The sequence below is a fragment of the Rheinheimera sp. genome (assembly GCF_030824435.1).
Classification (GTDB): domain Bacteria; phylum Pseudomonadota; class Gammaproteobacteria; order Enterobacterales; family Alteromonadaceae; genus Pararheinheimera.
In genome coordinates this window covers 80109-93318 of the sequence record NZ_JAVBXS010000013.1, presented here as the reverse complement: position 1 = coordinate 93318, position 13210 = coordinate 80109, and the positions used below count along the sequence as shown (strand labels likewise).

Below are 13210 nucleotides of genomic sequence, written 5' to 3'. Positions count from 1 at the left end.
AGTTGTTATTTATTGTTGTTTTTGAACCTGTTGCTGTTGTTGTAATAATTTGTGGAGCTCAGCAGGCCGATACTTTGCCAGTAAGGCCGATAACACTGCAATGCTTTTATCATCAGGCAGACCTGTGATCTGTTCAGGCACAAAATGGCGCTGAAAAGCACTGAAGTACAACCTGCTCTGGTCGTCATGTTCGCCTGTAACCCTGATGGCATAACCATAAAGCTGGAGCGCCTGTTGCAGCTGACTGATACCGCCGGTCAGCACCGGCTGTTGGTAATAATGTTGCACCTGAGCGTTGTCATACCAGGCGCCTATACCCTGACGAGCCAGCCACTGCCAGGGAAAACGGGCACCAGGGTCCTGTTTTTTAGCTGGCGAAATATCGCTGTGCGCCAGAATACGGGTTGGGCTGATGTCGGGGTAACGTTTTAGAATGTCTTTGAGCAGCAATGCCAGCAATTGCATTTGCCTGGCGTCAAAATCGGGTGTCAGACATAAGTTTGGCCTGGCCGTAGAGGGCACAAGGGGCAAGGTTTTTGTGTTTGCATTATCACAATGGCCGGTATTCACCAGTTCAATGCCAATGGATTGATCGTTCAGGTTGTGCCTGTCTTCAAACTGACTTTCGCCGGCGTGCCAGGCGCGTTCAGACTCATCCACCAATTGATATACCTTCAGTTCCCGCTCAGGGTAAGTGTCGTCAAAAGACTCAGGGATCAAATAATGGCTGCTGACAGGGTGGGCGGATTTTTCAGTTAAAATCTGCAAAGATTGTTGCCAGTTACCGGCGGTGTAATGCAACACCACAAAACGCACTCTGTGATTCTGATTTGCTGAAGGGTAAGGCTGAATTTGCAGTTTTACCGGCGAAAGTGCACTGGAGCAAGCGGCAAGCAACCACACCAGGCCAATGCAAACTGTGTGCTGGAAGATGTCGCGAACTCTGTAGGGCAATTTTTGTCGGAACATAAAACAACCTGTGATACAGCCTGTAATACAGACTTTGGCAATAACAACCGGCGAGCCAAATCAGCCACTTCACAACAAGATGTTGCTGCACTGTCAGGCGGAAGCTGCTGGTGAAAGGCGAAAGATAACATAAAAGTCATGGTTGCTTCTATGCTGCTATCCTGGGCTATCTGGTTGTAATTTATTACGTTTTATGGCGATATAGTTTTCTCCTTTTGCTTTGGGCCCGAACCGATGTCAAATGAACCTCTGTTGTCAATCCGGCTTGCCTCCGAGCATGCACTTTACCTTGATATCGCGCGTGAGCCTTCACCGGCTGCGCTGGCAATGCTGGTGCAGCTGGAGCATCAGCTAAAACAGCATTATGGCCACCATTTACGGGATGTAGTGCCCGCTTATTTATCATTGTTATTGATTTTTGAAGCTGAATCTTTTGCCTTTGAGCCGCTGTGCCGTGAACTCAAAGCCATCTGCCGGAGGCTGTTGCAACAGCCTCCGGCAGAACTTGCCGGAAAAAAGGTTGAACTACCGGTGTATTATGGTAAAGACAGTGGCCCTGATCTGGCGCGGGTGGCGGCTTTACATCAGCTGAGCCAAAAACGCCTGATTGAACTCCATCACAGCACTGCGTATCTGGTGTATGCCATAGGTTTTGCGCCGGGTTTTGCTTATTTAGGTTTTGTCCCTGAACAAATTTATACACCAAGACTCAGCACACCCCGGCAGCAGGTGCATGCCGGCTCAGTAGGCATTGCCGACCGGCAAACGGCAGTGTATCCGGCCAGTTCGCCGGGCGGCTGGAATATCATTGGCAATTGTCCGCTGCCGTTATTTGACCCAACAGCTTCACCATTGATGCCGGTTGCTGTTGGTGATGAAGTACAGTTTGTGCCGATAGAACGCAATGAGTTTATCCGGCTTGGGGGCCAGTTATGGACGGATTAAAACAGGGTGGTTTTTACCTGCTGCGCAGCCATGCCCTTTGCCAATTGCAGGATTTAGGTCGATTTGGCGTGGCAAGTCTGGGCCTTACCGAAGGTGGCGCTTGTGATCAACAGTCGGCCATGCTGGCCAATATGCTGCTTGGCAATGCCGCCGGCGCACCTTTACTGGAGATTGGTGTAGGTGGTGTCAGTTTAAGGGCTCAGGCCGATACTTATGTGGCGCTCACCGGCGCCCAGATGCCTTTTTTACACAACGGCAAGGCGGTACCGCGTTACTGCACTATCAAGATAAAATCCGGTGATTTAATTGAAATCGGTTACGCCAGAGCGGGTTTACGTTGTTATCTGGCTGTTGCTGGCGGCTTTTTAGTACCCACCACCCTTGGCAGTGTCTCCACTGTGCTGCGTGAAGGCATAGGTGGGCTGAATGGCCAGGCGCTGGCTGACGGCGACTGGTTGGCGGTTAATCCCTGCGACACCTTGCCATTACGTTCTTTGCCTTACCAGCAACAACCCCATTTCCGTGCTGTGACCCAGCTTGATTGGTTGCCGGCGGCGCAATTTGACTGGTTTAGTGAAGATGCTATTCACCGGTTGAACCAACAGTTATTTCGCCTGACAAAACAATCAGATCGTATGGGCTGCCGGCTCAGTGGGGGCAAAATTAAAGTGAAGACGCCAGCGCAGATGTATTCGGAGGGGATCTGTTGTGGTGCGATTCAAATCAGCAATGACGGGCAACCTATGGTAATGCTCAATGATCATCAGACCATAGGGGGTTACGCCAAACCTGGTACAGTCAGCCGCTTAAGCCTGAATGCTTTGGCACAATGCCGGCCCGGCAGCCTGGTGCGTTTTGTACAACGTGATCTGCAGTACATTCAGGCAAAAGCCATCAGGCAGCGGCAATGGTTGGCGCAGCTTGGGGCAGAGTGGCAACACAACTAAAGAGCTGTTACTGCGCTTTGCCGCGTTCTGCGTTTATTCACCATGCCTTCTCCCTGGAAGCGCTTGTGATGTTTTGCTCAGGGTTATTGCTGATATTGCGCCAGTTGTTCCACCAGTTGATTTAACAAAGTTTTGCCTGCTGTTGCTGCTTTGGGACTGTTAACGACAGCGACAAAAATCCAGGGTCTGTGACGACCGTCATAAACATAACCTGCCAGCGCAGTGACATCTTTTAAAGTGCCGGTTTTTAACCTGGCTTTTTTATAAGCTGCGCCTTGTCTGAAACGATTTTTTAAAGTGCCGTCAATACCGGCAAGTGGCAGGCTGGCTATCAGCTCAGGGCCATAATCTGCTTGCCAGACGTGAGACAGCAGTTGTGTCAAAAACAACGCAGATATTCGTTCACTACGGGATAAACCAGAGCCATTCTCCAGCACCAACTGTTGCTGGTTGATGCCCTGTTGCGTCAGCCAGTGTCTTATTTTTTGCTCTGCCATTTGTGCTGTTGGGGTGAGCTCAGGCGCTTTGCCTGGGATAAGTCCGGAGCCATCAGGCGACAACTGGTGTTGGTTTGCCAAAACATTAGTGGTGCGAAGGCTGGCAGCATGCTCAGCGCCCAAAGTTAAATACAATAACCGGGTCAATGCATTGTCGGAAGATTTATTGACTCTTAACACTAACTCGCCCAAAGGCCGGCTTAAGTGAGTTGCGACCGGCACTGCGTCTGGTGGCGTGACTGCGGTTTGTAACCAGTTGGTATTGGGGACGGATGGCAATAAAACTGCAGCGCTACTTTTGTGTTGTATTGGCAGATGGCAACAGTGGGCGCTGCGATGGGCAGCTTTGTGCAGTTCAGTCGGCACTGCAGTTTCAGTGTGAATTTGCCCGCCCAGGCGTTGCCATTCCTGTGCCAGACTAAGCAGCAGCGCCGCATCGCGGTCTATCAGTTCAAAGCTTTGTTGTTGCTGACAATTTTGCGGAAAAGAACCACTGAGTTTTAACCGCCAATATTGCTGCTCAGCAACAAATTCTGATGTTAACTGCGACAATTTGGCCTGCTCGCAATTATGCTGTGTCAGCTGCAGTTCTGACAGATCAAGCTTGACGTCCGGCCAATAGGGGAACAAGGTGGCTCTGGCATTTTTATGGTCTGAGACCAGCCTGAGCACCTGTTGGCTTTGCCCCAGATAAAGCGCGTCTGGCCTATGGTTATAACGGGCTTTGGGCGCTTCATCAAAATCAGCCTGGCCGATATCGTTGCGTCCTGGTAAAAAGCTGCTGCGATCCAGCACTATACCGGCACCAAGTGTAGTAACACCTAAAGCGCGAACCTGACTTAATAAAGCCGACAGTTCAGCATAATTAAAATCAGCGTCTGCTCCGGCTTGCAGGTACAGCGGCTGACGTAATGTAAAAGAGGGCTGTGGTTGTAATTCTTGCTGTTGCAGCGCTATATAATCAGTCTGAGCCAATAAAAAACGGCTGCTGCCACGCCAGTCTGGTCCCAGTGTTGCAAGTGCAACAGTGCTGGTGAGCAGTTTCATGGTGGATGCAGGGGCCATAGCGGCATCGGCCCTATGATAAAAACCGCTGTTGCCCTGAAACAGTGGCTGCATCACCAGACTTATCTCGTCTGCTGTTAAGCCGGCTTGTTGCAGCTGTGTGGAAAAACTGTGCTGGCGAAGCGGAGCTGAACTACAGGCGCTTAGTATCAGGCCAGCCAGTGTCATTCCAACATAATTAACAATCTTCAAAATCACTCCCGGCCATGTTGTTATTTTGCCAAAGGGGTTGTTGACGCGGTTCATCAGGCAGAGCACAGGCAAAGGTGCTGTGTTTTTATCTTGCCAGTTTTTGACCATGGTTGTCACAACATCTTCATCGCCTTGTTGTTTTTGTTGTGACTACAGCAAAAAATCAGTCGTTTTTTGTGTTGCCGGTTTTTTGTGTTCACAACTTGCGCCCTTCTGGCTTGCTGTTATGGTAGTAACAGTGTCCTTCACAAATGCAGCTGTTATGCGCCAGCCTGTCAGAACAAACAATATTGTGAGCAAGCCTGGAATTGCCGTGCTGTTATGCTGTCTGGCAGGCACTGTCACTGCCCGGCAGTCAGAGGTTGGTTTTAGCCAGGCAGAGCTGAACTACCTTCAGCACAAAGGCGAGCTCAGTTATTGTATTGATCCCGACTGGATGCCGTTTGAGGGGGTCGATACCCAAGGGCGGCATATGGGTATCAGCGCCGATTATCTGCAGTTGCTGCAACAGAAACTACCTGTGTCTTTTCGTCTGGTGCCAACCAAAAACTGGGCTCAATCGCTGCAATATGCCAAAGATCGTCGTTGTGATTTTTTGCCTTTAGCCATGAAAACACCTGAGCGCAGCAGTTATTTAAACTTCAGCACTGTGTATCTGAATATTCCAACTGTGCTGGTGACCAGCATCGACAAAGCTTATCTCACTGATTTTTCTGATTTACCGCCGCAGGCTATTGGGGTGCGCCGTGGTTATGGTTTTATCGAATTGTATAAGAACCAATATCCGGCCTTACATATTATGCAATACGACAGTTACGACGAAGGGTTGCTGGCGGTACAACAAGGTATTTTGTATGGTTTTTTAGGCAATATGGGCAGCATCAGCTACAGCCTGCAGCAAAACAAAATGCACAACCTGAAAATTGCCGGCCGGCTGCACGGCGACAGTGAGCTTTCTTTTGCCAGCCGCAACGACGAACCTTTACTTGGCAGTATTTTGCAGAAATTGTTATTGCGCTTGCCAACGCAACAACAGCAACAAATTAACAACCGTTGGTTCAGTATTCGTTATGAGCAGGGAGTGGATTACAAACTGGTGTGGCAGGTACTGGCCGGCGCTGCGGCGCTTGGGCTATTGTGGCTGTGGGCTTATCTGAAACTGAACCGGCTGAACAAAGCTTTGACAAAAGCCAATGCCGAACTTGAACAACTGAGCCAGCACGACCCTTTAACCGGGCTTTATAACAGACAATTTTTTGACCAGAAACTGCAGGATGCTTTGGCACTTTGCCAGCGTCAGCAGCTGACGCTGACTGTTGCGATGATGGATTTGGATCACTTTAAACAACTGAACGATGAATGTGGCCATTTGTATGGTGATGCCTGTTTACGGCAGTTTTCCAGCTTATGCCGCAGTTATTTTCAAAGGCCACAAGACATGCTGGTACGGTATGGCGGCGAAGAGTTTATGTTGATCAGTGTCGGCACTGAAGCTTCAGCAATGGAAAAATTGCTGCGCGCTTTTGTTGGTGTGATAGCCAGCACTGAAATAAACCATGATGAGCATTGCCGCAGTTGTACCATCAGCATTGGGGCTTATTCAGATGTACCGGATCTGCTGCTTGATAAAAAATTTTTGTTGCAGCAGGTGGATGAGGCTTTATATCAGGCGAAAAAACAAGGCCGGGACCAACTGGTGTTGATCCCGGCCCAGCAATCCGGATCTGAACTTACACAAACCACAAAACAACCCTGAGCCCCACAAGGCTGTTTGTGTCTTTAGCCTATCCGTTATGATGCAAACAAACTAAGCAGGTTCAGCTTGTGTCAGCAGGGCCTGCGCTTCAATCAGCAAAGGATTATCACTTTGTTGCAGCGCGACAAAATCCTGTTTGTTTTTAAGGCCGGCATACCCAATGTCAATCAGACTTTGGGCCACTGCGCCACCCAGGTTTTGCCCGGGGCCCAATAAAATCAGTTTATCCGGCGCAAATTCTTTGACTGCCACCTGCACAGCTTTACTAAAGTGATAACAATCAGCCACTTGCGTCTGGAAGGTGTAACGCCACAGCGCTTCAGTGTCCACCGGGCCTGTATGCCAGATGGCACCAGAGCCGTCTATTAACGGGGTTTGTGGACGCTGGAAATGTTGTTGGCTGAATTTTTCAAGCGCTTGCATTGATGCTTGTTGCATCAAAGGGCTGTGAAAAGCGGCATGACCATGCAATAACAACGGAAAACGGCCATCGAGTGGCGGCAGATTTTTCATCGCGCTGGCGACCGCGTGTTTGCTGCCGGCCATCACCGCATAACCGCCATATTCAATCGACATCCAGAGTTCACCTTTGTGCAGTGCCAGCTGCTGTTTTACTGCAGCGTCTTTTGCCGGATCAAGCCGCCACTGTTCATCTAATAACGGATAAATAAACTGCTGACCTTCGGCTTTGGCGGTGAGCTGCGCCATACCTGACACCACTTCAGTGCCAAAAGCGCTGTCCCAGACACCGGCGCAGGCAAGCGCTGTGTACCAGCCCATCGAATTGCCGCTGACTGCCACTATGTCGTATTGCGCAGCCAAATCTTGTTGTAGCGCCTGAAACTGCGCCAGACCAGCGGCATAAATTAACGCGGCGTTATTTTCTGCTTTTTGGTGGCTGGCCGGTAAATACACAGCTGCGCTATCGAGCTCAGTCACAGTGGTAAGGCCCAGAAGTTGTCTTTGTTTATCAATGGCCTTTAAGGTGTTTGAGTCATAAAAAGGGGCAAGACAACCTAATTCTGTTTTTTGATAAGTGCCGCGGCCAGGGCACAACACTACTGCTGTTTGTTTCATCCGACCTGCTCCAGCTTGGGCTGTTGTTTGTTTTCACCAAGCAACAAGATTGATTGTTCAATAATTTGTGCAACAGAAGGCAACACTGTGTAAGCGGCGCTGCCAAGCGGAATAAAACTGTCTTGTGCGCATAAACGCGACAGCTGATACCAGTTGGGTTTGTGTTCATGCAAAGCGGTAAATAACTCTTCACTGAGTGAACCACGACGCCGGCATTCGTCCACTATCAGCACTTTTTGGGTTTGGCCTATGGCTTTGGCAATTTTGTCGATATGCAATGGCACCAGATAACGTAAATCCAGCACTGTTGCGGCAATACCCTGAGCCGCCAGTTGTTGCTGCGCCTGACAGCTTAAATAAAAACCGTTGGCATAACTGATGATCACCAAATCTGTTGGTTTATCCAGATGATGATGTCTGATGGCCGGTGTGCCAATATCCGGCAGCTGTTCTTCTGATAACGGCAAATCACAAGCCCAGAGGTTGTCGCCCGGCTGGTGTAAATCGCGGGTCATATAAAGGGCTATTGGCTCTAAAAAAATCACCAGCCGTTTTTCACTGTGGGCAAGCTCGAGCGCCTGGCGCAGCAATAAACTGGCGTCACGGCCGTTTGATGGGCAAAACAACAATAAACCCGGAATATCGCGAAATACCGCAAAAGAATTGTCGTTGTGAAAATGACCGCCAAAACCCCGTTGATAAGCGAGTCCTGCAATACGCACTACCATAGGGTTTTGATATTGGCCATTGGAGAAAAACGGCAAAGTGGCAGCTTCACCACGGATTTGATCTTCAGCGTTATGCACATAAGCCAAAAACTGAATTTCCGGCACAGGTAAAAACCCCTGCTGCGCCAAGCCAATACCCAGCCCCAGAATACTTTGTTCATCAAGTAAGGTGTTGATCACTCTGTTGCTGCCAAACTGCTGCACCAGTTGCGAAGTGACGTTATAAACCCCGCCTTTTTTGCCAACGTCTTCCCCCAGCACTATGGCATTGGGGTAACGCGCCATGGCCTGGTGTAAAGTCCAGTTGATAATTTTGGCCAGATGTTGCGGTTTACCCAGGTTATGTTTATCAAACTCTAAAGTTTGTGCTGTGGCTGGCTCTGTTGATACCGCTGAGGCTTTAACCGCTGTGTTTTTTTGCGCAGCAGCTTTGGGCACAATACTTTGCATCACAGCTTCGGCGGAGGTGAGTTTAGGTTTATTGCTGGCAACAAAAGCAACACGGGCGGTTTGCTGATCCAGTTTTAATACCAGTTCCAGTAATTCGCTTTGCTGATAAATACCACGTTGTAACAACAAGGCTGTGGCGTATAACAGCGGATCTTCATCCAGCTCAGCTTCAATTTGGTGTTTTTTGCGATAAGCCACTTCGGCGTCAGCACCGGCATGGCCAAATAACCTATAGGTTTTCAAATGAAGCAGTGCAGGGCGGCGGTTTTTCCGTACAAAATCAACGGCCGCTCTGGCTGCCTGTGCCACATCGGCTAAATCGCGCGAGTCGGCAGTAAAAGTCTGCATATGCGGGCTTAAGCTGTGTGCTATCCAGCCACAAGGGGTTGGGGTGGAAATCCCCAGGCCATTGTCTTCACATAAAAACAGCACTGGCACAGGCACATGCTGATAATCGGCCCAGCAAGCAGCGTTGATTGCGCCTTGTGCTGTGGAATGGTTGGCTGAAGCGTCACCAAAACTACAAAGTGCAATGGCATTTTCCGGCCACTGACCTTGTTGTTGTAATCTTTTACTTAAATCAATAGCAAAAGCAGTACCTACAGCCTTGGGCAAATGGGAAGCAATGGTGCTGGTTTGCGGGGGAATGGCCAACGCCAGGCTGCCCAGCACCTTATGTCGGCCACCTGAGATAGGATCTTCACTGGAAGCGGTAAAAGACAATAACAAATCGTAAATAGGGGTGGAGCCTGGCAACTGTTTGCTGCGTTCAATAAAAAAAGCACCACTGCGGTAATGCAAAAAGGCCGGATCTGTCACTTCAAGCGCAGCTGCCACCACAGCGTTGGCCTCATGGCCGCTCGAGCCAATGGTATAAAAACTCTGGCCTTTGGCCTGTAATAAACGCGAGCGTAAATCCAGCAAACGGCTGGAAAGCATCGAATCAAAATAACGGCAAATTTGCGCGTCCGTCAGGGTTAAAGCAGCAGATTTGGGCGTCGGCAGCTTGTGGCTCTGAATTTTGTCCAGATATGCCGTCGTCCATGCATGTTGTTCATAAGGTGTCATCAAAAGTCCTGCCATATGTAGTTGTTATCGACAGAAAAAAGGCCAGGGCTTTTGCCTCTGGCCTTAGGAACTCAGCAGAACGCCTGAATGCCGGTAATGGCACGACCTAAAATCAGCGCATGCACATCATGGGTGCCTTCATAGGTGTTCACCGCTTCTAAGTTCATTACATGACGAATCACATGATATTCATCAGCAATGCCGTTGCCACCGTGCATATCACGGGCGATACGCGCTATATCCAACGCTTTGCCACAAGAATTGCGTTTAATGAGCGAAATAGTTTCCACCGGCAACAAACCTGCATCCATCAAGCGGCCAGCCTGTAAACAACCCAATAAACCTAAGCTGATGTCAGTTTGCATATCGGCGAGTTTTTTCTGAATAAGCTGGTTGGCAGCCAGTGGCCGGCCAAACTGCGAACGGTCCAGCGTATACTGGCGCGCTGCATTAAAGCAGAACTCAGCGGCGCCCAAAGCACCCCAGGCAATGCCATAACGGGCTTTATTTAAACAACCAAAGGGCCCACTCAATCCCTGAGCATTGGGCAATAACTGGTCCTCTGAAACTTCCACGCCATCCATCACAATTTCGCCTGTGATAGAAGCACGCAGTGAAAACTTACCTTCAATTTTCGGGGCGCTTAAACCCTTCATGCCTTTTTCCAGGATAAAACCACGAATAACACCATCCAGTTTGGCCCAGACCACAAATACATCGGCAACAGGGGAGTTGGTGATCCACATTTTGGTGCCGGAAATTTTGTAACCACCGTCGATTTTTTTCGCTGTGGTGCGCATAGACGCCGGATCTGAGCCTGAATCCGGCTCTGTTAAACCAAAACAGCCAATCCATTCACCGGTTGCGAGTTTAGGCAGGTATTTCATCCGCTGTGCTTCAGAGCCATAGGTATAAATAGGGTGCATCACCAGGGAAGATTGCACACTCATGGCACTGCGATACCCGCTGTCGACTCTTTCCACTTCACGGGCCACCAGACCATAACTGACATAATTGACGCCAGAGCAACCGTATTTTTCCGGCAAAGTGGCACCTAACAAACCCAGTTCACCGAGCTCGCGCATTATGGCGACATCAAAATGTTCATGGCGGTTGGCTTCCAGAATGCGTGGCATTAAACGTTCCTGACAATAACTCTGGGCAGTTTCCTGAATTAAACGCTCTTCTTCGGTTAATAAGGTATTGAAGGCAAAAGGGTCTTGCCAGTTAAACGCGGTTTTGCTCATGGCCATTACTCAATGCAGTGAAAGTTATTGCTATCTTATGGAGCTCGGATTTAAAGTAAAAACATATAGAAGCTTGGTCAGGTATAGTTTTTTCCTATGGATATGCGTCAGCTTGGTTATTTTGTCGCGGTTTTTGAACAAGGCAGCATCAGTGCAGCGGCCAGACATCTTGAAGTAGCGCAGCCTTCAGTGTCGGCTGCTTTATTGGCGCTGGAAACCGAACTTGGGGTGTTGTTGTTTATCCGTTTACCGAGAGGCGTCAAAGCCACCGAAGAAGGCGAAAGGTTATACAGTCAGGCCTGCCAGATTTTAAGTCAGCTGCAGGCGGTACAGGCTTCTTTTAAAAAACCGGCCAAACGGCTGCAATTCAGGCTTGGACTGGTGCGGGCTTTAGGGGTAGAGCGTATGAGTGCGCTACTGAAAGACTTTAATAGCCAGTTGCCAGGGTTAGAGCTGCACTTAGTGGAGCCGGATGAGCCTTGTGATGCCCGTATTATTAATATCCGCCAACTGAAAGCCGGTGAGCTCTATCAGCCGCTCTGGAGTGATGCTTATTTACTGGCATTACCGGCGCAGCACCCTTTATGTGCCAAAGCACAAATCAGCATCGAAGATTTTAAAAAACTACCGCTGATTAAACGCACCCCTTGTGATGCCTGGGATCAACTACAAACGGCGCTGAACAGGCACAATATCAAAGCCGATATCCGCGCCAATATTCATACCATTGAATATGCCATAGGGCTGGTGGGCGCCGGTATTGGTTGTGCTTTATTACCGGCTTTTGAAAGCCACAGAAACAGGACGGAAATGCAAATAAGGCCTTTGGAGCTGGTGTTATCTGAGCGGCAATTAGTGCTGGCTTTTGATAAAAACCAACAGCATCAGAGTGCAGTCAAAACTTTATGTGAAGTGGCAAAAAAACAATAAAACGGGCTGTGGCTGCTGTATTTTTTTTGTGTGCCGCCGGGCTTAAAAAACCGCTAGCAAAGCTGTTTTATCACGACATAAACTTTGAAACCGACAACGAAAGCAGCAGGGCACCCGCCACCAGATAAAAAGGCGATAGTTTGGCTTTCACCAGCAAAAACACCGCAAGTAGTACCCACAAAAAGTCAGTCACAGAGCCAATACTGCTGCTGGCCACCGGCTGCACAAAAGCACAGGCCAGCACACCGACCACAGCGGCATTCACGCCCGCCATGGCTTGCTGCACCGGTGCTTTAGATTTGAGTTGTTGCCAATAAGGCAAAGCGCCCAGTACCAACAACATGGCCGGCAAAAATATGGCGACACTGGCAACAAAGGCCAGCAACAAAGCTGAATAAGGCAAGTCACTTGCAGCCCCTAAAAAGCTGGCAAAAGCAAAGAGCGGACCAGGTAAAGCCTGTGCTAAACCATAACCTGCCAAAAAGCTCTGGTTATCAATAAGGTCCGGTACAAGCTCAGCCTGCAGCATCGGCAGCACCACATGACCACCACCAAACACCAGACTACCGGCCCGGTAAAATTTATCTATCAGGTTTAACAGGCCGTGATCGCTGATGGCCGCCAATAATGGTAGGAGCAGCAGTAAGGATAAAAACACCCCCAGTAACACAGGCGCGAGCAAGGGCTTTTGGACTCTGGCTGGCGCTGGCTTAGGCAAAGACAATACAAAATATCGACCACAAAAAGCGGCCATCGTAATTACCGCAAGCTGCTGCCAAACGCCGGGTTGCCACAGCAGAATTAGCATCACAACAAGCGCAAATAAACGCCGTGGCCAGTCGGGGCACATGCTTTTACTCATGCCATACAGTGCCTGCGCCACTACGGCAACAGCCACCAGTTTCAGCGCATGTACTATATCTGCATCAAAGCCACCGGCTTCGCGCTGTAAATAGAGCGCAAACAAATACATCATTAAAAAAGAAGGCAGGGTAAAACCTAAAAAACTGACCAGGGCGCCGGCATAAGAGCGTTTTAAAAAGCCAATGGCCATACCGACCTGACTGCTGGCTGGGCCTGGTAAAAACTGGCATAAAGCCACCAGCTCGGCATAATCCTGGTCGCTCAGCCAACGGCGTTTTTCGACAAATTCAAAACGGAAAAAACCCAGATGGGCCAAAGGGCCGCCAAAGCTGGTACAGCCAAGTGTCAGAAAAATAATAAAAAGTTGCCATAACGAAGGGGACGTAAGCTGTTGTTCTGATCCTTGTTGCTGATGCACTGGCCGGTAGCTCCTCAAATAAAAAACAGAACTCAGCATGCTGAGTTCTGTGGCGGT

General features: G+C 49.3%; 10 protein-coding genes. 4 read left to right on the top strand and 6 right to left on the bottom strand.

Annotated elements, in window-relative coordinates; genetic code table 11:
- Nucleotides 1–9 precede the first annotated feature (9 nt).
- The gene (locus tag RCH83_RS01745) at nt 10–969 is read right to left on the bottom strand and encodes an N-acetylmuramoyl-L-alanine amidase (protein WP_306518428.1); all 960 of its coding nucleotides are present in this window, start codon (nt 967–969) and stop codon (nt 10–12) included.
- Between the two features lie 234 nt (nt 970–1203).
- Between RCH83_RS01745 and pxpB the strand changes: the two genes are divergently transcribed.
- Nucleotides 1204–1914 (top strand): 5-oxoprolinase subunit PxpB, encoded by a 711-nt coding sequence (pxpB, locus tag RCH83_RS01740; RefSeq protein WP_306518426.1) that lies wholly within the window; start codon nt 1204–1206, stop codon nt 1912–1914.
- Nucleotides 1902–2861, top strand: coding sequence for a biotin-dependent carboxyltransferase family protein (locus RCH83_RS01735; RefSeq protein ID WP_306518424.1), 960 nt, complete (start codon nt 1902–1904; stop codon nt 2859–2861). Before pxpB ends, RCH83_RS01735 begins: the two co-directional genes overlap by 13 nt.
- A gap of 83 nt (nt 2862–2944) precedes the next feature.
- Here the strand turns inward: RCH83_RS01735 and RCH83_RS01730 are convergent, their stop codons facing one another.
- Nucleotides 2945–4615: a D-alanyl-D-alanine carboxypeptidase/D-alanyl-D-alanine-endopeptidase gene (locus tag RCH83_RS01730; RefSeq protein ID WP_306518422.1), complete on the bottom strand. Its 1671-nt coding sequence runs from the start codon at nt 4613–4615 to the stop codon at nt 2945–2947.
- Nucleotides 4616–4928: 313 nt separating this feature from the next.
- On the opposite strand from RCH83_RS01730, the gene RCH83_RS01725 reads away from it, so the two are divergent.
- Nucleotides 4929–6371, top strand: a complete 1443-nt coding sequence (locus tag RCH83_RS01725; RefSeq protein ID WP_306518420.1) for a diguanylate cyclase — start codon at nt 4929–4931, stop codon at nt 6369–6371.
- 51 nt (nt 6372–6422) lie between these two features.
- Here the strand turns inward: RCH83_RS01725 and RCH83_RS01720 are convergent, their stop codons facing one another.
- The 3 genes from RCH83_RS01720 to RCH83_RS01710 all read right to left on the bottom strand — a co-directional run bounded on the left by RCH83_RS01720 (nt 6423) and on the right by RCH83_RS01710 (nt 10941).
- Nucleotides 6423–7448: a malonyl CoA-ACP transacylase gene (locus RCH83_RS01720; RefSeq protein ID WP_306518418.1), complete on the bottom strand. Its 1026-nt coding sequence runs from the start codon at nt 7446–7448 to the stop codon at nt 6423–6425.
- Complete coding sequence (locus RCH83_RS01715; RefSeq protein WP_306518416.1) at nt 7445–9694, bottom strand: thiamine pyrophosphate-dependent enzyme; 2250 nt, start codon at nt 9692–9694, stop codon at nt 7445–7447. Before RCH83_RS01715 ends, RCH83_RS01720 begins: the two co-directional genes overlap by 4 nt.
- Nucleotides 9695–9765: 71 nt before the next feature.
- Complete coding sequence (locus RCH83_RS01710) at nt 9766–10941, bottom strand: acyl-CoA dehydrogenase (protein WP_306518414.1); 1176 nt, start codon at nt 10939–10941, stop codon at nt 9766–9768.
- A 96-nt stretch (nt 10942–11037) separates the two neighbouring features.
- Between RCH83_RS01710 and RCH83_RS01705 the strand changes: the two genes are divergently transcribed.
- A complete protein-coding gene (locus RCH83_RS01705; protein WP_306518412.1) occupies nt 11038–11871 on the top strand; it encodes a LysR family transcriptional regulator in 834 nt (277 codons plus the stop codon).
- 70 nt (nt 11872–11941) lie between these two features.
- Here RCH83_RS01705 and chrA read toward each other — a convergent pair whose 3' ends face one another.
- Complete coding sequence (gene chrA, locus RCH83_RS01700) at nt 11942–13153, bottom strand: chromate efflux transporter (RefSeq protein WP_306518410.1); 1212 nt, start codon at nt 13151–13153, stop codon at nt 11942–11944.
- Between the last annotated feature and the right edge of the window lie 57 nt (nt 13154–13210).